Source organism: Streptomyces sp. NPDC015139 (assembly GCF_043079785.1).
In the GTDB taxonomy this organism is placed as follows: domain Bacteria; phylum Actinomycetota; class Actinomycetes; order Streptomycetales; family Streptomycetaceae; genus Streptomyces; species Streptomyces albidocamelliae.
This window is the reverse complement of sequence record NZ_JBIBUW010000003.1, coordinates 475315-498059: the sequence shown is the minus strand read 5'-3', so window position 1 is coordinate 498059 and position 22745 is coordinate 475315. Positions and strand designations below refer to the sequence as shown.

The 22745-nt window shown below is 71.4% G+C and carries 20 protein-coding genes; 8 read left to right on the top strand and 12 right to left on the bottom strand.

Annotated features, from left to right (window positions below):
• Nucleotides 1-12: 12 nt before the first annotated feature.
• Complete coding sequence (locus tag ACF08B_RS10990; protein WP_392317049.1) at nt 13-570, top strand: GNAT family N-acetyltransferase; 558 nt, start codon at nt 13-15, stop codon at nt 568-570.
• Here ACF08B_RS10990 and ACF08B_RS10985 read toward each other — a convergent pair.
• Entirely contained in the window at nt 567-1049 is a 483-nt protein-coding gene (locus tag ACF08B_RS10985; protein ID WP_392317048.1) for a DinB family protein, read from the bottom strand. The genes ACF08B_RS10990 and ACF08B_RS10985 overlap by 4 nt on opposite strands.
• A gap of 52 nt (nt 1050-1101) precedes the next feature.
• Here ACF08B_RS10985 and ACF08B_RS10980 point away from each other — a divergent pair, with 52 nt between their 5' ends.
• The 5 genes from ACF08B_RS10980 to ACF08B_RS10960 all read left to right on the top strand — a co-directional run bounded on the left by ACF08B_RS10980 (nt 1102) and on the right by ACF08B_RS10960 (nt 7720).
• Nucleotides 1102-1887, top strand: a complete 786-nt coding sequence (locus ACF08B_RS10980) for a class I SAM-dependent methyltransferase (protein ID WP_392317047.1) — start codon at nt 1102-1104, stop codon at nt 1885-1887.
• Between the two features lie 764 nt (nt 1888-2651).
• Nucleotides 2652-3425, top strand: a complete 774-nt coding sequence (locus ACF08B_RS10975; RefSeq protein ID WP_093475071.1) for an isoprenyl transferase — start codon at nt 2652-2654, stop codon at nt 3423-3425.
• 351 nt (nt 3426-3776) lie between these two features.
• Nucleotides 3777-5102: a PhoH family protein gene (locus ACF08B_RS10970; protein ID WP_392317046.1), complete on the top strand. Its 1326-nt coding sequence runs from the start codon at nt 3777-3779 to the stop codon at nt 5100-5102.
• A 382-nt stretch (nt 5103-5484) separates the two neighbouring features.
• A complete protein-coding gene (locus ACF08B_RS10965) occupies nt 5485-6210 on the top strand; it encodes a transglycosylase SLT domain-containing protein (protein ID WP_093475068.1) in 726 nt (241 codons plus the stop codon).
• A 163-nt stretch (nt 6211-6373) separates the two neighbouring features.
• Nucleotides 6374-7720, top strand: coding sequence for an AI-2E family transporter (locus ACF08B_RS10960; protein ID WP_392317287.1), 1347 nt, complete (start codon nt 6374-6376; stop codon nt 7718-7720).
• A gap of 77 nt (nt 7721-7797) precedes the next feature.
• On the opposite strand, the gene ACF08B_RS10955 is transcribed toward ACF08B_RS10960, so the two are convergent.
• Entirely contained in the window at nt 7798-8340 is a 543-nt protein-coding gene (locus ACF08B_RS10955; protein ID WP_073889143.1) for an alkyl hydroperoxide reductase, read from the bottom strand.
• A gap of 3 nt (nt 8341-8343) precedes the next feature.
• Nucleotides 8344-8898 carry a peroxiredoxin gene (locus tag ACF08B_RS10950; protein WP_093475065.1) on the bottom strand — a complete coding sequence of 185 codons (555 nt, stop codon included), beginning with the start codon at nt 8896-8898 and terminating at the stop codon, nt 8344-8346.
• Between the two features lie 139 nt (nt 8899-9037).
• Here ACF08B_RS10950 and ACF08B_RS10945 point away from each other — a divergent pair, with 139 nt between their 5' ends.
• Nucleotides 9038-9985 carry a LysR substrate-binding domain-containing protein gene (locus ACF08B_RS10945; protein WP_392317286.1) on the top strand — a complete coding sequence of 316 codons (948 nt, stop codon included), beginning with the start codon at nt 9038-9040 and terminating at the stop codon, nt 9983-9985.
• 89 nt (nt 9986-10074) lie between these two features.
• Here the strand turns inward: ACF08B_RS10945 and ACF08B_RS10940 are convergent, their stop codons facing one another.
• The 5 genes from ACF08B_RS10940 to ACF08B_RS10920 form a co-directional block, all read right to left on the bottom strand.
• Nucleotides 10075-12417 (bottom strand): ABC transporter permease, encoded by a 2343-nt coding sequence (locus ACF08B_RS10940; RefSeq protein ID WP_392317045.1) that lies wholly within the window; start codon nt 12415-12417, stop codon nt 10075-10077.
• Entirely contained in the window at nt 12414-13103 is a 690-nt protein-coding gene (locus tag ACF08B_RS10935; RefSeq protein ID WP_392317044.1) for an ABC transporter ATP-binding protein, read from the bottom strand. The genes ACF08B_RS10940 and ACF08B_RS10935 overlap by 4 nt, the downstream gene beginning before the upstream one ends.
• Nucleotides 13100-13624 carry a PadR family transcriptional regulator gene (locus tag ACF08B_RS10930; RefSeq protein WP_392317043.1) on the bottom strand — a complete coding sequence of 175 codons (525 nt, stop codon included), beginning with the start codon at nt 13622-13624 and terminating at the stop codon, nt 13100-13102. The genes ACF08B_RS10935 and ACF08B_RS10930 overlap by 4 nt, the downstream gene beginning before the upstream one ends.
• A gap of 147 nt (nt 13625-13771) precedes the next feature.
• Entirely contained in the window at nt 13772-14032 is a 261-nt protein-coding gene (locus tag ACF08B_RS10925; protein WP_392317042.1) for a hypothetical protein, read from the bottom strand.
• Nucleotides 14029-14982, bottom strand: a complete 954-nt coding sequence (locus tag ACF08B_RS10920; RefSeq protein WP_392317041.1) for an SPFH domain-containing protein — start codon at nt 14980-14982, stop codon at nt 14029-14031. Before ACF08B_RS10920 ends, ACF08B_RS10925 begins: the two co-directional genes overlap by 4 nt.
• 265 nt (nt 14983-15247) lie before the next feature.
• Between ACF08B_RS10920 and ACF08B_RS10915 the strand changes: the two genes are divergently transcribed.
• Nucleotides 15248-17599, top strand: coding sequence for a transglycosylase domain-containing protein (locus ACF08B_RS10915; protein ID WP_392317040.1), 2352 nt, complete (start codon nt 15248-15250; stop codon nt 17597-17599).
• A gap of 69 nt (nt 17600-17668) precedes the next feature.
• Here the strand turns inward: ACF08B_RS10915 and ACF08B_RS10910 are convergent, their stop codons facing one another.
• From ACF08B_RS10910 to ACF08B_RS10895, 4 genes are all read right to left on the bottom strand, one after another.
• Entirely contained in the window at nt 17669-19780 is a 2112-nt protein-coding gene (locus ACF08B_RS10910; protein ID WP_392317039.1) for a SpoIIE family protein phosphatase, read from the bottom strand.
• 277 nt (nt 19781-20057) lie between these two features.
• Entirely contained in the window at nt 20058-20747 is a 690-nt protein-coding gene (locus tag ACF08B_RS10905; RefSeq protein ID WP_093475051.1) for a DUF402 domain-containing protein, read from the bottom strand.
• A gap of 84 nt (nt 20748-20831) precedes the next feature.
• Entirely contained in the window at nt 20832-22229 is a 1398-nt protein-coding gene (locus ACF08B_RS10900; protein WP_392317038.1) for a class II fumarate hydratase, read from the bottom strand.
• A gap of 132 nt (nt 22230-22361) precedes the next feature.
• A complete protein-coding gene (locus ACF08B_RS10895) occupies nt 22362-22571 on the bottom strand; it encodes a hypothetical protein (protein WP_392317037.1) in 210 nt (69 codons plus the stop codon).
• Between the last annotated feature and the right edge of the window lie 174 nt (nt 22572-22745).

Sequence of the window (22745 nt, the reverse complement as noted above, 5' to 3'; positions counted from 1 at the left end):
ACACTTCCCGGCATGGCGGAGGCGACGCGGGACACGGGCGGCGAACAGGGCGGGCACCCCGAGGTGCGGCTGCGCGCCGTCGTCGAGGCGGACCTGGAACTGTTCCTCGCCCACGAGCACGATCCGGAGGCGGTCCGGCGGTCGAGGTTCACCCCCCGGCCGCGGGACGCCTTCCTCGCGCACTGGCGGCAGCGCGTACTGGGAGATCCCGACTGCCTCGTGCGGACGGTCACCGTGGACGGGGAGGCCGCCGGGAGCTTCGTGTCCTGGACGCAGGACGACCGCCGGTTCCTCGGGTACTGGCTCGGCCGCCCGTACTGGGGGCGTGGCATCGGCACCCGGGCCCTGGCCCTCTTCCTCCACGAGGAGCCGGCCCGCCCGCTGTACGCCGATCCGTTCGCCGGCAACGCGGCCTCCGTGCGCCTGTTGGAGAGACACGGCTTCGAGCGCGCCGGCACGGTCCGGTACGGCGAGAACGAGCACATCCTCCTCGTCCTCCCCGGACCGGCCGGCCCGCCCGCTCGGCCGCCCGCTCGCCCGGCCCCGGCCGACCCGGGCGAAGCCCCCTAGGGGCGGTCCCCGGTCGCGCCGTCGATCAGCTCCCGCAGGATGTCCATGTGCCCGGCGTGCCGCGCGGTCTCCTCGATCATGTGGACCAGGGTCCAGCGCAGGGAGACGCCGACGTCCCGCCAGGCCGGACGGCCCTCGGCGTCCAGCGGCAGCGCGGCGATCGAACGGTCGGCGGCGGCGCGGGCACGGCCGTAGAAGGCGACGATCCGTTCCGTCGGCTCGTCGCGGGAGACCCGCATGTCGTCATGGGGATCGAACCAGAAGGGCTCGGCCTCGCCGCCGAACGTCTCCACGAACCAGCCGTACTCGACCGCGGCCAGATGCTTGACCAGTCCGAGCAGGTTGGTGCCGGTCGGTGTCATCGGGCGGCGCAGCTGCTCGTCGTCGAGGCCGTCCAGCTTCCCGAGAACGATGTCCCGGTGCCGGTCCAGGCTCGCGTGCAGGGTGTCCTTCTCCCCGGCGAAGTAAGTCGTCGTCATGCGGGCGGAAAGTAGCAGGACGCACCGACAACCGGCTGCGATCCTGGGTGTCATGACAGCGAACCCCTCCTTCGAGGACCTCGTGGCCGAGGGCGCCGCCGCGCCCACGGAAGGCTGGGACTTCTCCTGGTTCGAGGGCCGGGCGACCGAGGCGCGGCCCTCCTGGGGGTACGCCCGGTCGGCGGGGGAGCGGCTGGCCGGCGTGCGGGCCGCGCTGGACGTCCAGACCGGCGGCGGCGAGGTGCTGGACTTCGCGCTGGGCACGGCCGGCCCGGCCCGGCCGGGCGCGGTCGCCGCCACGGAGGGCTGGCCGCCGAACGTCGCCAAGGCCACGGCGCTGCTGCGGCCCCGCGGGGTGGTGGTCGTCGCGGCCCCGGACGACGCGCCGCTGCCGTTCGCCGGCGAGACGTTCGACCTGGTGCTCAGCCGGCACCCCGTCCGGCCGTACTGGGACGAGATCGCCCGGGTGCTGCGCCCCGGCGGCACCTACTTCGCGCAGCACGTCGGACCCGCGAGCGTCTTCGAGCTGGTCGAGTACTTCCTGGGCCCGCAGCCCGAGGAGGTGCGCTCCGCCCGTGACCCGGAGCGGGAGCGGGCCGGCGCCGAGGCGGCGGGCCTCGTGGTGGCCGGCCTGCGGGCGGAGCGGCTGCGGATGGAGTTCCACGACGTCGCGGCGGTCGTCCACTTCCTGCGGAAGGTCGTCTGGATGGTGCCCGGCTTCACGGTCGAGGCGTACGAGCCGCGACTGCGCGCGCTGCACGAGCGGATCGGGCAGGAGGGGCCGTTCGTCGCGCACAGCACCCGGCACCTCTTCGACGTCCGCAAGCCGCACAGCTGACCAATCAGGGCATAACGGGGTACACCCGGCAGGCTTTGCCCGCCGTTCCCCCGGGGTTTCCACATTGTTATCGGCTCCGGTTCACATCAGCCTCACCGGTCACGTAAGTTCAGACCAAGGTAATTCGCGTCAGCAAAGCTGCGCGGGCTGGCACCGCGCAGAGGAGGGGGCTGCGCGGTGCCGACAGGCCGGTGACCCCTCCCCGCTCCGCCTCCCGCGTCGAGCGGAATCGTCAAGTCCGCCGTTCACCGGCCGGGTAGCCCGTCAGGGGGACGGCAGGGCGGCGTGCCGATCTATCGCCAATATGGCGCAAACCCTCTGAATCCCGCTGTATTCAGCAGGATTTCCCTGGGATTCCGATGCAAATCGGCCACGAAACACCCCTGAATCCAACCTTCCGTACCCACCGGGGCGTCGCCGGGTGATTCCGGAGAGTAGTTGTGTCGCGCCGATGCACCCACCATCCCTCACGAAGGGTTATGGTGGAAACCCCCCCTCGGGCCGGTCCGTCTCCCCCCCACGGACCGGCCCGTTTTTTCTTGGGACGGTCCGGAACCGCCGGTCGCCGGACGGGGCCGGGGCCCGGGGCCGTGTTCCGAGGTGCGGCCCCACCGCGTGCGCGCGGCAGGCCCTTGCGGACCCGCGTCCGACGGCGAGACCGTGTCGACACCCACCCAAACCCCGGACCGGGACCGGGCCTCCGGCAGCGGTAGGCTCAACGGCTCCGGCACCCCATACCCCCGCGCCAACCCCCGGAGGGCCACGTGAACCTGCGCGACAAGCTGCGCGGCCTGCTCGTCAGGCTCTACGCACGCCGGGTGGAGGGCCACCTCGACCACGACCAGGTGCCCAAGCACATCGGCGTCATCATGGACGGCAACCGCCGCTGGGCGAAGGCGTCCGGCTCCACCACCGTCCACGGCCACCGGGCCGGTGCCGAGAAGATCGAGGAATTCCTCGGCTGGTGCTCCGAGACCGACGTCGAGGTCGTCACCCTGTGGCTGCTGTCCACGGACAACTTCGACCGCCCGGCGGACGAGCTCGTCCCCCTGCTCGGCATCATCGAGGACGTCGTGCGCACCCTCGCCGCCGACGGCCGCTGGCGCGTGCACCACGTCGGCACGCCCGACCTGCTGCCCTCGCAGATGCAGACCGCGCTGAAGGAGGCCGAGGAGGCCACCGCCCACATCGACGGAATAGTGGTCAACGTGGCCATCGGCTACGGCGGCCGGCAGGAGATCGCCGACGCCGTGCGCTCCATGCTCCTCGACGCCCGGGACAAGGGCGTGGCGATGGAGGACCTCGCCGAGTCCGTCGACGTCGACATGATCGGCCGTCACCTCTACACCCGGGCCCAGCCCGACCCGGACCTGGTCATCCGCACCAGCGGCGAGCAGAGGTTGTCCGGATTCATGCTCTGGCAGACCGCGCATTCCGAGTACTACTTCTGCGAGGTCTTCTGGCCGGCCTTCCGCAAGGTCGACTTCCTGCGCGCCCTGCGCGACTACGCCGCACGTCACCGCCGCTACGGCGGCTGACCGCACACCGCACCGCCCCGTCGCCGCCCGGCGCCGGGGCGGTTGCCGTATACCCCGGTTCGGGTGGATGTAACAAGGAGTTCACCGGTGCGCTGTTGGCTGCATTTGCATGGCGGTGCATGTTCGAGGGCATAAGCCAAACAGGTCGACACCCGAACCACGGGCGTCGTATCTCAGCGGGCGGCACGGGGCCGTCCGCCCGGGAGGCCCTTTGCACCAGCCCGACCGTGCGATCGCCGCACGGAAGCAGCCGCGGAGGGCCGGTATCCGGCCCGCCGTGTGCGGGGGCCGGAAACCGGTCCAGCTCCACTTCGTCGCTCCCCGACCTCATCCGAGGGGGTACGTCCTTCCGTGGTGACCAGCACAAAGCGCCACAAGCCAGACCGGCGCACCTATGTTCTCGACACCAGCGTCCTGCTGGCCGACCCGAACGCCCTGACCCGCTTCGACGAGCACGAGGTCGTGCTCCCCGTCGTGGTGGTCACGGAGCTGGAGGCCAAGCGGCACCATCCCGAACTCGGCTACTTCGCCCGCCAGGCACTGCGCCTGCTGGACGACTACCGGGTGAAGTACGGTCGCCTCGACGCCCCCATCCCGATCGGGGAACTCGGCGGGACCATCCGTGTCGAGCTCAACCACTCGGACCCCAGCGTGCTGCCCACCGGCTACCGCTTGGGGGACAACGACTCCCGCATCCTCGCGGTGGCCCGGAACCTGCAGGCCGAGGGGTTCGACGTCACCGTGGTGTCGAAGGACCTGCCCCTGCGGATCAAGGCCTCGTCCGTGGGCCTGCTGGCCGAGGAGTACCGGGCCGAACTCGCCATCACGGAGAACTCCGGCTGGACCGGAATGTCCGAACTGATGCTCTCCGGCGAACAGGTGGACATCCTCTTCGAGGAAGGGCACGTGTACGTTCCGGAGGTCTCCGACCTCCCCGTGCACACCGGCCTGACCATCCAGTCCGAGCGCGGCAAGGCGCTCGGCCGGGTCACCGCCGAGGGCAACGTCCGGCTGGTGCGCGGCGACCGGGAGGCGTTCGGCATCAAGGGCCGCAGCGCCGAGCAGCGCATCGCGCTCGACCTGCTGCTCGATCCGGACGTCGGCATCGTCTCGATGGGCGGCCGGGCCGGCACCGGCAAGTCGGCGCTCGCGCTGTGCGCGGGCCTGGAAGCGGTCCTGGAGCGCCGCCAGCACCAGAAGGTGATGGTCTTCCGTCCGCTGTACGCGGTCGGCGGGCAGGAGTTGGGCTATCTGCCCGGCTCCGAGGCGGAGAAGATGAGCCCGTGGGCGCAGGCCGTCTTCGACACCCTCTCCGCGGTCACCAGCCGCGAGGTCATCGAGGAGGTCACCGCGCGCGGGATGCTGGAGGTCCTCCCGCTCACCCACATCCGCGGCCGCTCGCTCCACGACGCGTTCGTGATCGTGGACGAGGCACAGTCCCTCGAACGGAACGTCCTGCTGACCGTTCTGTCCCGGATCGGCGCCAACTCGCGGGTCGTTCTGACCCATGACGTGGCACAGCGGGACAATCTGCGCGTAGGCCGCTACGACGGCGTGGTCGCCGTGGTGGAGAAGCTGAAAGGGCATCCGCTCTTCGCGCACGTCACGCTGACGCGGTCCGAGAGGTCCCAGATTGCCGCGCTTGTGACCGAAATGCTGGAGGACGGCCACATCTGACCCTGGGGAAGGCCCATTCGGCACCGTCCGGCAAAGGCACAGGAGCCTAGCCGGGCGGTGCCTTCGCGTGTGGGGGTTTCCTGAAATCACCAGGGCCAAACGGGATGTGAGCTTTCACACGCAACACAGAATTGCCACGCGGCGTCCGGTTACGGCAGAGTCTCACTCCTGTCAGGCCCCGCATACGACACACCTGTACCCCCAGCGGTACGGCACCACAGAAACACACCAACTCCACAGAGTTCGTCGTATGCCGCCCGAGCACCACGCGGCGCTCCCTTCGGGGGAGTTGCCCACCGGGCCCGCGCCTCCCGTGACCCCGCAGTTGGGAGGCCAGTGCCAAGGGGCACGATTGCGTCCGCCAGGGTCACCGAAGCGGGCGATGCTGGAAGGAAACCGTGTGAGCCGGATTTCGGTCCGGGGATTCGCAGTGGCCTCGGCCACCGCGGTCACCGCCGTCGGAAGCGTTGTCGGCGTTGCCTCGGGCAGCGTCGCGCAGAACAACAACGACGCAGAGACGACGGCAGCCGACACCACGCTCCTCGCGGACATACCCGCGGGTCAGCAGGCCCAGGTGCAGACCGCGTCCCTGACGCAGCAGGCCGACGCTCAGGCCATCGCCGCCGACGCGGGCGCCAAGAAGGACGCCGAGGCAGCAGCCCGCAAGGCCGCCGCCGAGACCGCCATCGCGAAGAAGGCGGCCGCCGAGAAGGCGGAGAAGGCGGCCAAGGAGGCCAAGGAGCGTGCCGAGACGAAGGCCGCGGCCAGCCGCGACGACGTCCGCGACTCCTCCAGCTTCCCCACCCAGAGCAGCTACACCGTGGCGCAGATCCAGGCGATGGCGCGTCAGATGGTGGGCGGCGGCCAGTTCCAGTGCTTCAGCAACATCGTGGACCACGAGTCCAGCTGGAACTACAAGGCGGTCAACGCCTCCTCCGGTGCCTACGGCCTCTTCCAGGCCCTGCCCGGCTCCAAGATGTCGTCCGTCGGCGCCGACTGGCAGACGAACCCGGCCACGCAGATCAAGTGGGGCCTCAACTACATGAACAGCCGCTACGGCAGCCCGTGCCAGGCGTGGTCGTTCTGGCAGGCCAACCACTGGTACTAGGCCGCCCGACGGTCCTTCGGTACCGAGCCGACCGGCTCCGCTCAACCCCGCGCAGCCCCTCCCCGTCCCTAGGGGAGGGGCTTTCGCACTGTACGGTCGTATCGGAACGACTCCAGGGGGGAGCGTGGCGAGCACCCGGGGACGCGGGGAAAGAGGACGGATGATGTCGCGAGTGCCAGGGTGGCTCGGCCGGCTCGGCGCCAATCTCACCGAGATGGGCGAGCGCCTGGACGAGCGTCGCGCCGAGGTGGAGAAGGAGCACGCCGAGTCCGAACCGGCCGACGCGTCTCCCGCCGCCGTCGACCCGGCGCCGGTCCGCCGGCCCGCGCCGCCGGCCGGGCCCCGGCCCGATCCCGCGCAGGCGGTGCCCTGGGGTGTCCGGGTCGCGGCCGAGGCCGGCTGGCGCCTGCTGGTGCTCGCCGGCACGGTGTGGGTGCTGATGCGGGTCATCAGCGCGGTCCAACTGGTCGTCTTCGCCTTCGTCATCGCCCTTCTGGTCACCGCCCTGCTCCAGCCGACGGTCGCCCGGCTGATGCGGCACGGGGTGCCGCGCGGCCCGGCGACGGCGCTGACCGCCATCCTCGGCTTCGTGGTCATCGGCCTGATGGGCTGGTTCGTGACCTGGCAGGTCATGGAGAACATCGACACGCTCTCCACGCAGATCCAGAACGGCATCGACGATCTGCGCAACTGGCTGCTGAAGAGCCCCTTCCACGTCACCGACAAGCAGATCAACCAGATCGCCAAGAACCTCCGGGAGGCGATCGGCGCCAACACCGACCAGATAACGTCCGCGGGTCTGGAGGGAGTTCAGGTCGTCGTCGAGGCGCTGACCGGCATCCTGCTGGTGTTCTTCTCGACGCTGTTCCTGCTCTACGACGGTGTGCGCATCTGGCAGTGGTTCCTGAAGCTGGTGCCCTCCGCCGCCCGTCCGGGTGTGGCCGGTGCCGGCCCGCGCGCCTGGCGCACCCTGACCGCGTACGTCCGCGGCACGGTCCTGGTCGCCCTCATCGACGCCATCTTCATCGGCATCGGCATCTACTTCCTCGACGTGCCGATGGCCGTGCCGCTGGCCGTCTTCATCTTCCTGTTCTCGTTCATCCCCCTGGTCGGCGCGGTCGCCTCCGGAGCGCTCGCGGTGATCGTCGCGCTCGTCACGCAGGGCGTGTTCACCGCGGTCATGACGCTCGCCGTGGTCCTCGCGGTCCAGCAGATCGAGGGGCACGTGCTGCAGCCGTTCATCCTCGGCCGCGCGGTCCGCGTCCACCCCCTGGCGGTCGTCCTGACGGTCGCGGCCGGCGGCATGGTGGCCGGCATCGGCGGCGCGGTGGTGGCCGTCCCGCTGGTGGCGGTGACGAACACGGTCGTCGGCTACCTGCGCCAGTACGCCCAGGAACAGCAACTGGGCGCCGAGGAGCGGGTGCAGGAGCCCGGGAGCGGGCTCCCGGCCACGACGGAAGCGGCGCCGACGGCCCACGTACCGGCGCCCACCGCGGACGAGCCGGCCTAGGCGGGCGTCCGCGCGCCGGTGAACGCCGACGGCCCCTGCCCGTGGAGGGCAGGGGCCGTCGGCGTTCTCGCGGCGGACTACTCGGCCGAGTCGGCCAGCACCGCCTCGGCGTCGAGGGTGACGCCGACCGCCTGGATCACGGAGGCGATCTTGAAGGCCTCCTGGACGACGTCGCGTTCGACGCCGGCCTTGCGGAGCACCTGCTCGTGCGAGTCGAGGCACATGCCGCAGCCGTTGATCGCGGAGACCGCGAAGGACCACAGCTCGAAGTCGACCTTCTCCACACCCGGGTTGCCGATGACGTTCATCCGCAGGCCCGCGCGCAGGGTGCCGTACTCGTGGTCGGACAGCAGGTGGCGGGTCCGGTAGAAGACGTTGTTCATCGCCATGACGGCGGCGGCCGCCTTGGCGGCGGTGTACGCCTCCGGCGTCAGGTTCGCCTTCGCCTCCGGCTCCAGCTCACGCAGCACGATCGGGGAACGGGAGGCGATGGCGGTCGCCAGCACCGTGCCCCACAGCTGCTGCGCGGGCAGGTCCGAGTTGCCGATGACCGAGCCCAGGTTGAGCTTCAGGTCCTTGGCGTAGTCGGGTACGCGGGACTTCAGGGAGTCGAGCGACATGGGTCACTCACCAGCCAGCAGCGCGACCGCGTCGAGGGTCTCGTCGCCCTTGCTCCAGTTGCAGGGGCACAGCTCGTCGGTCTGCAGGGCGTCCAGGACCCGCAGGACCTCCTTGGGGTTACGGCCCACGGAACCGGCGGTGACCATGGTGAACTGGATCTCGCGGTTCGGGTCGACGACGAAGACGGCGCGCTGCGCGAAGCCGTCCTCACCCTCGATGCCCAGCTCGCGCATCAGCTCGTGCTTGGAGTCGGCCATCATCGGGAACGGCAGGTCGGTCAGGTCCGGGTGGTCCTTGCGCCAGGCGTGGTGCACGAACTCGGAGTCACCGGAGAAGCCGAGGATCTGGGCGTCACGGTCGGCGAACTCGTCGTTCAGCTTCCCGAACGCGGCGATCTCGGTCGGGCACACGAACGTGAAGTCCTTGGGCCACGCGAAGACCACGAGCCACTTGCCCTCGTAGGACTTGTGGTGGATCTCCTCGAACTCCTTGCCCTTCTCCAGCGAGACGCAGGCGGTCAGTTCGAACTCGGGGAACTTGTCACCGACAGTGAGCACATGCTCTCCTTGCAGCGAGGAAGCGCCCCTTTTGAGGACGATTCCCATGGGTTGGACTGAATCGATGTTGGCACAGGCTGCATTGATTCGGGAAATAGCTACACTCGGTCATGTTGATCGGAGGTAGTTATCAGTGACCATCAGTAGCGGTAAACGGAGGCAGCCGAGCCTCGCGCAGCTGCGCGCCTTCGCGGCCGTCGCCGAGCACCTGCACTTCCGCGACGCGGCGGCCGCCATCGGGACGAGTCAGCCCGCCCTGTCCGGCGCGGTCTCGGCGCTGGAGGAGACCCTCGGGGTGACCCTCCTCGAGCGTACGACGCGCAAGGTACTGCTCTCGCCCGCCGGTGAGCGCCTCGCCGTACGGGCGAAGGCGGTGCTGGACGAGGTCGGGGCGCTGCTGGAGGAGGCCGAGGCGGTCCGGGCGCCCTTCACGGGGGTGCTGCGGCTCGGTGTCATCCCGACCGTCGCGCCGTACCTGCTGCCCACCGTGCTGCGCCTGGTGCACGAGCGGTACCCGCACCTCGACCTCCAGGTGCACGAGGAGCAGACCGCCAGCCTGATCGACGGCCTGCACTCCGGCCGGCTCGACCTGCTGCTGCTCGCCGTGCCGCTCGGCGTGCCGGGGGTCACCGAACTGCCCCTCTTCGACGAGGACTTCGTGCTCGTCACCCCGCTCGACCACTGGCTCGGGGGCCGCGAGGGCATTCCGCGCGAGGCCCTCAGGGAGCTCAACCTGCTGCTCCTGGACGAGGGCCACTGTCTGCGCGACCAGGCCCTGGACATCTGCCGGGAGGCCGGCCGGGAGGACGCGCCGGTCACCACGACGGCCGCCGGGCTGTCCACGCTGGTCCAGCTCGTCGCGGGCGGCCTCGGCTGCACCCTGCTGCCGCGCACCGCGCTGAAGCTGGAGACGACCCGCAGCAGCCAGCTCCTCACGGGCTACTTCGCCGAGCCCGCCCCCAGCCGCCGGGTCGCCCTGGCGATGCGGGCGGGTGCGGCGCGCGGCGCCGAGTACCAGGAGCTGGCGACGGCGTTGCGCGAGGCCCTGCGCGCGCTGCCGGTCCGGGTCCTCGACACGGAGGGCTGAGCACCGCCCCGCGCACCTGCGACGGCTCCGTGCCACCGGGGGTCCGGTGGCACGGAGCCGTCGTGCGTGCGGGCCGGGGCCGCCGCGCCCTACTCCGTGCGCAGCCCCTCCGGCCGCATCAGCCGCAGCAGCGGCGGCAGGCTCAGCACGGTGACCGCGAGGACCACCGCCGCGCCGGCGCCGGTCATCGACAGCACGCTCGCCCAGTCGACGGCCACGGGGGTGGCCGTCATCTTCAGCAGCACCGCGCCGAGGGTCAGCCCCACCGCCGAGGCGAGCAGCAGGCCGAGGGCGATCGGCACCGCCGTCTGCCACAGCACCGACAGGCCCAGGGTGCGGCGCCGGGTGCCGAAGGCGACCAGCGCCGACAGCAGCTTGCGGCGTTCGCGCAACTGCTCCAGCTGGGAGACGAGCAGGCTCGCCCCGATCAGCGCGAGCACACAGATCGCGCCGATGAACAGACCGGTGCGCAGCGAGGCGTACTTGTCGGACTGCTCGGTCGCCGCCCAGGTGTAGGCGTCCGCGACCGGGTCGACCTTCGCGGTCGTGGTCCGCACGTACTCCTCGGCGTCCGGCACCGACGCGTCGAGGCGGACGAAGACCCGGCCGCTCAGCGAGGGCACGGCCCTGCCGGGCAGCGCGGACGGCGTCATCAGCACCCCGGCGGTGCCCTGCTGGAGCGAGTCCTTGCGGTAGGCGGCCTTCTTCAGTCCGGCCGGCACCTTCCACGGCACTTCGAGGCCACGGTCCTGCGAGGCGGACGGGTCGATGTACAGCAGGTGGCCGGGCCGGACGATGGCGCGCAACCGCGCGACGTAGTCGCTGTCGAACTGTGGGCTGTTCAGCAGGAACGCGTCGCCGTCACGGCAGGACGGCAGGTGGGCCACCTCCCGCAGGGCGGTGCAGTCGCCGACCGTGACGTCGGCCATGTTCTCCGGCTCGCGGCGCTTGTCGGCGACGGACCCGGTGGACAGCGCCACCGAGGTGCGCACGCCCCTGGTCGCGGCGAACTCCTTGCCGGCCGCGTTCACCTGTGCGCGGTCGGGCAGGTCGATCTCCATCGACGCCCGGTTCGGGTCGCGTCCGGTGTCCTTGGTGTACTGGCTCTGCACGCCCGCGAACAGCATCTGGAGCGCGATCGCGCCGGCCACCGCCACGGCGATGCCGTTGACCATACGGGCCGCCGTACCGCTGCTCAGCTGGAGCCGTCGTACGGCCAGCTGCCAGGAGACCCCGCCCGAGCCGAGCCGGGCGACGACCGCCTCCACCAGCCAGGGCAGCAGCGCGGTCACGCCGACCAGCAGCAGGAGCACACCACCGGTGACCAGGTACTGGTTGAAGTCGCCGTGCGAACGGCCCTTGCCGAGCATCGGGTACAGCATCCCGAGGCCGGCCAGCGGCAGCAGCAACCGCCACCACAGGCGCCGCCGGGCCGGTTTGGCCGCGCGCACCACACCCAGCGGTTCGACGACCACCCCGCGCATGGCGAGCAGGGTCACCAGGACGGCGGCGGTCGGGACCGCCACCGCGACCAGCGCGACGAGCAGGGGGGAGGGGTTGAGATAGCCGGGGAAGAAGCTCTCGCCCATCACCTCCACCGACCCGGCGGCCTGCCGTCCGGCGAGGAAGAACCCGCTGCCGACGACCAGCCCGAGCAGCGCGCCGGCCAGTGCCTCGCCGGACGCGATCCGCCGGGTCATCCGGCTGTCGGAGCCCACCAGCCGCAGCGCGGCCAGTCTGCGGTCGCGCCGCTCGCCGCCGAACCGCACGGCCGCGGCGATGAACACGGCGACCGGCATCAGCAGGACGACGAACACGACGAGCATCATCAGGATGAGGACCGGGTCGGCCTTCTCGACCGTCGGATGCGGGTCGCCGAACGCGGTCAGCCGCTCCACCCGGGCCCCACCCGCCCGCGGCACCAGGCCCTCGGCGCCCGCGTAGTAGGCGAGTTCGCGCGAGCCGATCAGACCGCTGTCGCCGATGGTGCCGGTGATCCGGTACGGAATCCGTTCCCGCAGCAGCTTCGCGCCGTCCGACGACAGCAGCTCCTTCAGTGCGGGCGACACCACCATCTCGCCCTTGGCCGGCACCCGGCTCACGCCGGGCGGCAACGGCGGCCGCGAACCCTCGGGTTCGAGGAGCCGGCCCCGGACGTCCCGGGAGTGCCACGTGGTGTCGGTGGCGGCGATCAGCACCGTGTCGTCGGCCTTCTTCGGCAGCGTGGCCGAGAAGGTGTAGTCCTGGCGGGCCTCCTCGACGCGGTGCCGGGCGGTCAGCACGTTCGGCAGCGAGGTCGTCAGCAGCAGCAGCGCCACCCCCAGGCCGACCCCGACGGCCGTCAGCAGCATCCGGACCCAGCCCTCGCGCCCGCCCGTGAAGGCGAACCGGATCCCCATGCCGAGATCGCGGCCCCACTGCCGCACGTTCATATCGCGCGCTCCATGTCCCGGGACTTGCCGTCGCGTACGACGATCTCCCGGTCGGAGTAGGCGGCGACCCGGGCCTCGTGCGTGACGAGCACGACGGCCGCGTTGGTGGAGCGGGCGGCGTCGGTCAGCAGCTCCATCACGCGCTCGCCGTTCAGGGAGTCCAGCGCGCCGGTCGGTTCGTCGGCGAACAGCACCCGCGGTCCGGTGACCAGTGCCCGCGCCACGGCGACGCGCTGGCCCTGGCCGCCGGAGACCTCGCCCGGGCGCTTGCCCCGGAGGTCGTCCACCTCCAGGCGCTCCATCCAGGTGAGCGCGGCCCGTTCGGCCTCCTTGCGGGGACGGCCGTTCAGGCGGAGCGGCAGGGCCACGTTCTCCACGCAGGTCAGCTCCGGGACGAGCTGGCCGAACTGGAAGACGAACCCGAAGTCGCTGCGGCGCAGGGCGCTGCGCCGGGTGTCGCTCATGCCGGACAGTTCGCGGCCGTCGTAGGTGATGGACCCGGAGTCGGGCTGCACGATGCCGGCGAGGCAGTGCAGCAGCGTCGACTTGCCGGAGCCGGAGGGGCCCATCACGGCGACGACCTCGCCGGGGTGGATGGAGAACTCGGCGCCGTCGAGGGCGACGGTCGGGCCGTAGACCTTGCGCAGGTTCTCGGCGGTGAGCAGGGAGCCGGCGGGAGGAGTCATCGGGCCACCGCCGCACTGAGTTTGTCGAGTCGCGCCGCGGTCAGCTCCAGCCAGCGCAGGTCGGCCTCGAGGTGGAACAGCGCGTGGTCGCAGATCAGCTGGTCCGCGAGGTCGCCCTTGCGCTTGCGGTCGGTCAGGATCCGCATGCTGCGCAGGTGCTCGGAGCGCTGGGTGTCGAGGATGTCGGCCGCGTCCCGGTGGGTGAGGAGCGCCAGCACGACCTTGGTGTACAGGGTCGACTGGAGGTACTCCTCCGGCTTCTCCGGGGTGGCGAGCCAGCGCTCGACGTCGGTGATGCCGGCGTCGGTGATGGCGTAGCGCTTGCGCTCGGGGCCGCCGCCGGCCTCGATCCCGTCGACTTCCACGAAGCCGTGCTTCAGCAGCCGGGACATCGTGGAGTAGACCTGGCCGTAGTGCAGCGGCCGGTCGTGACCGAACTTCTCGTCGAAGGCCCGCTTGAGGTCGTAGCCGTGGCGCGGGCCGGACTCCAGGAGCCCTAGAAGGGTGTGACCGATGGACATGCGGAGCACTCTACACACGGTGTATACGCGGTGTGTATACGCGGAGTGTGCGGTTCGTGGCGGGCCGTACCGCCGCGCAGGTGGCGGCCGATTGTCATGGTTCGGTAACGACGGCCGGCCCCGTCCCGCGAGCGGGGACAGGGCCGGTCAGGCCGAAGGGGGTCCGGAGGCGGAGTCGCCGGGCGGCCGGCCCCGGCGGGGCAGCGGGCCCGTGTCCCGCGGCAGCCGCCCCGCCTCCGCCAGCGCCTTGCGCAGCAGGAACTCGATCTGCGCGTTGGCCGACCGCAGCTCCTCACCGGCCCACCGGGCCAGCGCCTCGTACACCGAGGGGTCCAGCCTCAGCAGCACCTGCTTGCGCTGCTGGGGCCGGCGCTTCGGGGCCTCCGGGGAGTCCGGGGTGTCCGTCACTGGTAGAGGGTCCCGGTGTTCAGGACCGGCTGCGGGGCCCGGTCACCGCACAGCACCACCATCAGGTTCGACACCATCGCCGCCTTGCGCTCCTCGTCCAGCTCCACGATGTCCCGCTCGGCGATCCGGGCGAGCGCCGCCTCGACCATGCCCACCGCGCCGTCGACGATCTGGCGCCGGGCCGCGACGACCGCCCCGGCCTGCTGCCGCTGGAGCATCGCCGAGGCGATCTCGGGAGCGTACGCGAGATGCGTGAAGCGCGACTCGATGATCCGCACTCCGGCCGCCTCCACCCGCGCCTGGAGCTCGACGGCCAGCTTCTCGGTGATCTCCTCGGCGTTGCCGCGCAGCGACAGGCCGTCCTCGTCGTGGGCGTCGTAGGGGTACTCGATGGCGATGTGCCGTACGGCCGTCTCGGTCTGGGTGGCGACGAACTCGGCGAAGTCGTCCACCTCGAACGTGGCCTGCGCGGTGTCCTGGACCTTCCACACCACGACCGCGGCCAGCTCGATCGGGTTGCCGTAGGCGTCGTTGACCTTCAGCACGGCGGTCTCGTGGTTGCGCACCCGGGTGGAGATCCGGGTCCGGGAGGTGAAGGGGTTCACCCAGCGCAGGCCGTCCTGCCGGATCGTGCCCCGGTACCGCCCGAAGAGCTGCACGACCCGGGCCTCGCCCGGGGCGACCGTGTTCAGGCCGCGCATCGCGATGACGGCGGCGAGGAGGACCAGGATGCCGGCGACGATCAGCCCGGCCCGGGCGCCGGCCGCACCGACCGCCGAGGAGGCCGCGAGCAGGGCGGCCGCCGCGCCGAGTCCGAGCAGGCCGAGCAGCAGCGCGAGCCCGCCGCCGATGCTGTGGGCGGCGAACTCCCGCACCCGGGGAGCGGGCATCTCGGGTACGTCGGCGTCGACTTGGTGGTCCGGTGTGTGCGCGGAGTCCTGCGTGGACATGGTGGTCCCCCCGTTCTGGACGGCCCCGGAGTGGGGCGCCCGGCCTGGTTCACTTAGCTTGGTTCTAGCTAAGTGATATCACTTTAGCGTGTCAAGGGATTCTCTTGGATCCGGCAGGCAACCTTGCGGCCGTCCGGGCCGTCGGTTCCCTTGGGGCGGGTGCTGATTGTCACGTCCCTAAAAGAGCGAATCAGACCCTCTTTGTCATATAGGCGGGTGTTAGCTTTCGGAGCTGATGCCGAGACGGAAGCGAGCGTAGGAACCCATGGGACGAGCGGAAGAGAGACGAGCGCGGCAGCGTGGTGGCCACCGCGCGGCGCCCAGCCGCCGCCGCTCCGCACCCACGGCCGGTACCGGGCCCGCCGGGGGCGGCGGCAAACCCGGCAAGAGCCTCATACGCAGGATGTTCACCTGGAAGAAGATCCTCGGGACGTTCTTCGGCGTGTGCCTCCTGGGCATCGCGGGCTTCATCGGCCTGTACCTGTACGTGGACGTCCCCGAGGGCAACGCCGCCGCCCAGCGGCAGAGCAACGTCTACAAGTACAGCGACGGCAAGGTCCTGGCCCGCAAGGGCGACGTCAACCGGGAGATCGTCGACCTGGCCAAGGTGCCCCGCAAGGTCCAGCTCACCTTCGTCGCCGCGGAGAACAAGAGCTTCTACCACGACTCCGGAGTCGACTTCAAAGGCACCGCCCGCGGTCTGCTCAACACCCTGTCCGGCAAGGGCAAGCAGGGTGGTTCGACGATCACCCAGCAGTACGTCAAGAACTTCTACCTGAACCAGGACCAGACGGTCTCGCGCAAGCTGAGGGAACTGGTCATCTCGCTGAAGGTGGACCGCGAGAAGTCCAAGGACGACATCCTCGCGGGCTACATCAACACCAGCTACTACGGCCGCAACGCGTACGGCATCCAGGCTGCCGCCCAGGCCTACTACCACGTCGACGCCGAGAGGCTCTCGGTCCAGCAGGGCGCCTACCTCGCCTCGCTGCTCCAGGCGCCCAGCCAGTACGACTGGGCGGTCGCCACGCCCACCGGCAAGCGGCTGGTCCAGCAGCGCTGGAACTACGTGCTGGACAACATGGTCGAGGAGGGCTGGCTGCCCAAGTCCCAGCGGGACGGCCTGAAGTTCCCCTACCCCAAGGCACCCAAGGGCGCCCCGGGCCTCGACGGGCAGAAGGGCTACCTCGTCGAGCTCGCCAACCAGCAGCTGGAGCAGCAGCTGATGGAGCAGGAGGGACTCAGCCGGGGCCAGGCGGAGAGCGCGGTCATCGACCAGGGCTGGACGATCACCCTCAACATCGACCGCAAGAAGCAGGCCGCGCTGGAGAAGGCCGTCAAGTCGGAGCTGACCGGCAAGCTGGACAAGAAGAGGCGCAAGGTCGACAACGACGTCCAGGCCGGCGCCGTCTCCGTCAACCCCAAGAACGGCAAGATCGTCGCGCTGTACGGCGGTGTGGACTACTACAAGCACTACTTCAGCAACGCCACCCGCACGGACTACCAGCCGGCGTCGACGTTCAAGCCGGTCATCCTCGCCGCCGCGCTGGAGCAGAACGCCACCACGCAGGACGGCAAGCCGATCACCGCCGGCACGCTCTACGACGGCACCAGCCGCCGCCAGGTCCTGGACCACGGCGCCAAGGTCGGCTTCGCCCCGCCGAACGAGGACAACCGCAACTACGACGACATCACCGTCCAGAAGGCGATGAACGCGTCCGTCAACTCCGTCTTCGCGCAGATGGGCGTGGACGTGGGCATGGACAAGGTCATGGGCACCGCCGACAAGCTCGGCATGGACACCAAGGGCATGCAGGCCGTGCCCGCCCAGACGCTGGGCTCCATGGGCGCGAGCCCGCTGGAGATGGCCGGGATCTACGCCACCTTCGACAACCACGGCTACAAGGTCACGCCGAACATCGTGAAGTCGGCGGAGAACCGCGGCCGCTCGGCGCACATTCCGAACGCGGTCGGCGGCTCGGTGATCAGCCGCACCGCGGCCGACACGGTCACCTCCGTGCTCACCGGCGTGGTCGACGACGGCACGGCCCAGGAGTCCGTGGCGGGCAACCCGCTGCGCCAGGGCCAGGAGGTCGCCGGCAAGACGGGTACGTCCGACTGCAACCGCTCCGCCTGGTTCACCGGTTACACGCCCGACCTGGTCACCTCGGTCGGCCTGTTCGGCGAGGCGGACAAGGCGGGCGGCACCGGCTGCGACGGCCGGCCGATCAAGAAGAACGACCACGTCTCGCTGAAGGGCGCGATGGGCGGTGGCCGCGTCAACGGCGGCGGTCCGCCCGCGAAGATCTGGGCCGCGTACACCTTCGGCGTGACCGACAGGGCCGAGTTCGACCTGAACACCACGCAGGGCGCTGCCGTCGAGCCGACCGAGACCCCGACGGTGTCCCAGTCGCCGTCCGACACCCCGTCGCAGACGCCGTCCAGCGAGCCGCCGACGTCGTCCGCGCCGCCGTCGAACTCGCCGTCCGACACCCCGTCGCAGACGCCGTCCAGCAAGCCGCCCAGCCAGTCGCCGTCCCAGTCGCCGAGCACCGGGCCGCCCACGGAACCCGTCACCGAGGACCCGCTCGACCCCGCAAGCGGGCTCCGCCAGTAGACGCGCCACGACGACGAAGGGCGCCCGGAGTGATCCTGGCGCCCTTCGTCGTCGTCATGCCGGCCGGGATCAGCCCCGGTTCAGCTCGAACCACACCACCTTGCCGGTGCTCAGCCGGGTCGCGCCCCAGCGCCGGGCCAGCTTGTTGACCAGGTACAGGCCGCGCCCGCCCTCGTCCGTGGCCCGCGCCTGCCTGAGCCGCGGCAACTGCGGCACGTCGTCACCGACCTCGCAGCGCAGCACATGCGTCCGCAGCAGCCGCAGGGTCACCGGCCGCGAGGCGTACCGGACGGCGTTCGTCACGACCTCGCTGACCAGCAGCTCCACCGAGTCCGACAGGTCCTCCAGGTCCCAGCGGGCGAGCGCGCGCCGCGCCAGCCTGCGGGCCTGGCCGGGAGCCGAGTCCTCCGGCTCCAGCGTCCAGTAGGCGACATCGCTCGGCGCGATCCCGTCGAAGCGGGCCGCGAGCAGCGCGATGTCGTCGTCCCGGTCGCCCGGACCGAGCATGTCCAGCACCTCGTCGCACAGCGCCTCCAGCGGCGGCGGATGGTCCGGCCCGGTCAGCTGCGCGGTCGCGGCCAGCTTCTCCCGCAGCTGCTCTATGCCGGTCCACACGTCCCGCAGCCGCGACTCCACCAGCCCGTCGGTGTAGAGCAGCAGGGTGGCCCCGGCGGGCGCGTCCAGCTCGACCGCCTCGAAGTCGACCCCGCCGACCCCGATCGGGGCGCCCGGCGGCACCCGCAGCACCTCGGCCCGGCCGCCCAGGTGCAGCAGCACCGGCGGCGGATGACCGGCGTTGGCGATGGTGATGCGGTGCGTGACCGGGTCGTAGACGGCGTACAGGCAGGTCGCCATGCGGTCGGTGCCCAGGCGCTGCGCCTGCTCGTCCAGGTGGTGCAGCACCTCCTGCGGGGGCAGGTCCAGCCCGGCCAGGGTCTGCGCCGTGGTGCGCAGCTGGCCCATGATCGCCGCCGAGGTCATGGAGTGGCCCATGACGTCGCCGACCACCAGCGCCACCCGGCTGCCGGGCAGCGGGATCGCGTCGTACCAGTCACCGCCGACCCGCGCGGTCTCCGCCGCCGGCAGGTACCGCGAGGCCAGCCGGACGCCGGTCGGGCGGGGCAGCGTCTCGGGCAGCATGGTGCGCTGCAACTCGTCGGCGATGTACGCCTCACGGCCGTACAGCACCGCCTTGTCGATGCCGAGCGCGCTGTGCGTGGCCAGCTGCGCGGCCACCAGCAGGTCGTCCGCCTCGAACGCCGGCCGCTCCGGGCGGCGCAGGAACAGGGCGGCGCCGATCACCCGGCGCCGCCCGCGCAGCGGGGCGAGGATCGCGTGCCGGCCGTCCGGGACGACCGCCTCGCCGTTCTCACCGAGCAGCTCGGGCAGCGCGGCCCGGGCCGCGGGCGCGTCGGCGAACACCGGCCGCACCCCGCGCAGCACCTCGTTCAGCGCACCGCCGGGCCGCACCTCGCACAGCTCCGTCGTCAGCGAGGACAGGTCGGTCAGCGCGGGCGGTTCCGGCTCCGGCTCGAAGGCGGGCGGCAGCGCCACCCCGTCGGTGTCCCGCTCCTCCGGTATCCGGTCCGTGCGGCGCAGCCGGAGCACCACCGGCCCGGTGGGCCGCTCGTCGCCGACCGGCAGCGGGTCGCGCAGGTAGACCAGGATCGCGTCGGAGAAGGTCGGCACGGTGGCCCGGCACAGCCCCATCACGATCTCGTCCAGGTCCAGCCCGCGGGCGATCCGGCGGGTGGCCGCGCCCACGAACCGCAGCCGGTCCCCGTCGCGCCGCATCGGCATGGGCCGCCCCGGTGGCAGCCCGCGCCCGGTACGGCGCTCCTGGCCGGCAGCCGGTGCCCGCTCCTGATCGGCACCGGGCTGCGGCGGGATCACCTCCGGTGCGGGGCGCGGGCGGTGTGCGCCGGGTTCCGTCGCGGCGGGCTGGGAGTGCTCGGGGCCGTTGACTGGGGGCTCCTTCCCCTTGCCGTCCTTTCCCTTGCCACAGGGCGTGGCCGTACCCGGGCCCGACGGCGTGGCGTCGGCCCGGGCCTGCACCGGTAAGGCAGGGCTGCCGGGCGGTTTCGGGGTACGCAGGAGCGCCCCGCGGGCCTCCGCGGGGTCGGCGCCCTGCTGCGGGCGCTCGAAGGAGGTGGGCTGCTCCGTCACGCGTGTCGCATCCATCCGTCCGGGGCTGCGCGCCGGGCGCGCAGTGGGTCCCGCCGAAATCCCGATACCCGCAATACGTGCCCCGGGAACGGAATTCCCGGGTGCTCAGGAGATGTCGCCGTGCCACCGGCGGGGCCTCGGCGGCCGGCCGTGGTGTCCTGGTACTCCTCGCTCACGTCGTGCCGCCCCTCGGTGACGTTCGGTCAGGCCCGGCCCGTGTGCCGGGAGTTGCATGTGCGCGCCCTTGCGGAGGACGATCCTACGTTTCTTGCCTGGGGGCGCATCAAGGGTCTCATGAGGACACATGCGCGGGCGTACGGTCCCAGTCATCGGGGAGTGACGGTACCGCCCAGGACGGATCCGGGCGCCAGTGCTGCCAGCCGTCCGGGAACGGCCGCCCCCACTGCTCGATCACCGCCACCGCGTCCCGCCCGGCCGCGCGCACCCGCTCCGCGGTCGCCGCGTCCATCAGCCCGTCCCGCTGGGCCTGCGCGAACTCGTCCTCGTCCCGCCAGTACCAACTCCGGTCGGGGTGCACGGAGATGTCCAGGAAGTAGTCCTCGGAATCCACCCCGCCGGACCAGCGGACCAGGGGCTGTTCGAGGTTGACGTACCAGTTCTTGAACCGCCAGCCCGGCTCCCAGAAGAGCCATACCGACCAGGGCCGGCCGGGCTGCGCCAGCTTGAGCACACCCGTGCCGAACCAGCGGTCCCGCTGGACCGTACGGGGCTTGGTGTAGCGGGACTCCAGCGGCTCCAGGTGCACGGGGGTGCCGTCGGCCAGGACCGGGCGTACGCACTCCGTGCCGGGCGCCAGCCACACCGCCAGCAGTTCCGCGTCGTCGCGCACGACGGTGACGGGCCGGGCGATGTGCACGTGATCGCCGGCGTTCTCGCGATAGCGCCACAGGACCTGTGTCCCGGGGCGCCAATGGCCGGCAGGTCCCGCTTCCACTCGTGTCACCGCTCCGTCGTCCTTCATGCACAGATATTAGGTGCCGTAGGCATACGACGCTGCGGTACGCGTCACGGTTGTACGGCGGTGGCCGGAAAGGTTCGCTCGCGGTTACGGACGCGTCATCCGCAGGACATCCAGTGCCTCGTCGAGCTGCTCCGGGGTGAGGTCGCCGCGCTCCACGTACCCGCCCTCCAGGACGACCTCCCGGATCGTCCTCCGCTCGGCGAGGGACTTCTTGGCGACCTTCGCGGCCTCCTCGTAGCCGATGTACTTGTTGAGCGGGGTCACCACGGAGGGGGAGGACTCGGCGTACTCGCGGGTGCGTTCGCGGTCGGCGGTGATGCCGTCGACGGTGCGGTCGGCCAGCAGTCGGGAGACGTTGGCGAGCAGCCGGATCGACTCCAGCACGTTCTTGGCGAGGACCGGGAGCATCACGTTCAGCTCGAAGTTCCCGGCGGCACCGGCGGTGGTGATGGTGGCGTCGTTGCCGATGACCTGCGCGGCGACCATCAGGACGGCCTCGGGGACGACCGGGTTGACCTTGCCCGGCATGATCGACGAGCCGGGCTGGAGGTCGGGCAGCCGGATCTCGGCAAGGCCCGTGCGGGGGCCGGAGGACATCCAGCGCAGATCGTTGGCGATCTTCGTCAGGCCGACCGCGATCGTGCGCAGCTGTCCGCTGGTCTCCACGATGCCGTCCCGGGCGCCCTGCGCCTCGAAGTGGTCGCGGGCCTCCGTCAGCGGCAGCCCGGTCGCCCGGGCGACCTCCTCGATGACGGCGGCGGAGAACCCGGGCGGGGTGTTGATGCCGGTGCCGACCGCCGTGCCGCCCAGCGGCAGTTCCGCCAGCCGGGGCAGCGAGGCCCGCAGCCGCTCCACGCCGTACCGGACCTGGGCCGCGTAACCGCCGAACTCCTGCCCGAGCGTCACCGGCGTCGCGTCCATCAGGTGCGTCCGCCCGGACTTCACCACGTCGGCGAACTCCTCGGACTTGCGGCCGAGGGAGGCGGCGAGGTGCTCCAGGGCCGGGATCAGGTCCTGGGTGACGGCCGCGGTGGCCGCGATGTGGAGGGAGGACGGGAAGACGTCGTTGGACGACTGCGAGGCGTTCACATGGTCGTTCGGGTGCACGTCCCGGCCCAGCCGCTCGGTGGCGAGGGTGGCGATCACCTCGTTGGTGTTCATGTTGGACGAGGTGCCGGAGCCCGTCTGGAACACGTCCACCGGGAAGTGTTCGTCCCACTTCCCCGCGGCGACCTCGCCGGCCGCCTCCTGGATCGCCTCCGCGACCTCCTTGTCCAGCACGCCCAGTTGGGCGTTCACCTTCGCCGCGGCGGCCTTGACGCGGGCCAGCGCCTCGATGTGCGCCCGCTCGATCCGCTGCCCGGAGACGGGGAAGTTCTCGACGGCACGCTGTGTCTGCGCCCGCCACTTGGCGTGGGCCGGGACCCGGACCTCACCCATCGAGTCGTGCTCGATCCGGTACTGCGGCTCTTCGGTCGTCATCGTCGTACCTCCGGAGACGTGAGCACCGGCCGGGGTACCCGTATTCCCGTCCGGACACCCGTACGGGCGCCGCGCCGCACGCCGGCGGCGGGCAACTCCGTTCGCCGTGCCGCACGTTGCGCCGGGGTGTCCCTAGGTCGGGCGCGGGCGGAACGCCACTTCGACGTCGCCCGCCCGGGTGCGCCACTCCCGGCCCCGGGCCACGGCCGTGGACCCGTCCGTGGCCGTCCGCGTCCGCACCGCACCGGCCGAAGCGGCCGCTTCCGGAGGCGTGCAGGCCTTCTGCCGGACCGCGTGGATGGACCTGCCGAAGACCGCGGCCCGGTGCATCCAGAAAGACATGGAGCGACCTCCACCGCTACAGGGTACGAGCGCCCCCGCCGGACGGCATCCGGACCGGCCGGGTCCCGCCGGTCCGGCGGCGCACCCGGCCCGTCCGGCGTGCTAGGCCAGACCGGGGCCCCGTACCGGGATCGACGTGAACGTCGGGGACGGAGCCGGGTCCTGGAAGAAGTC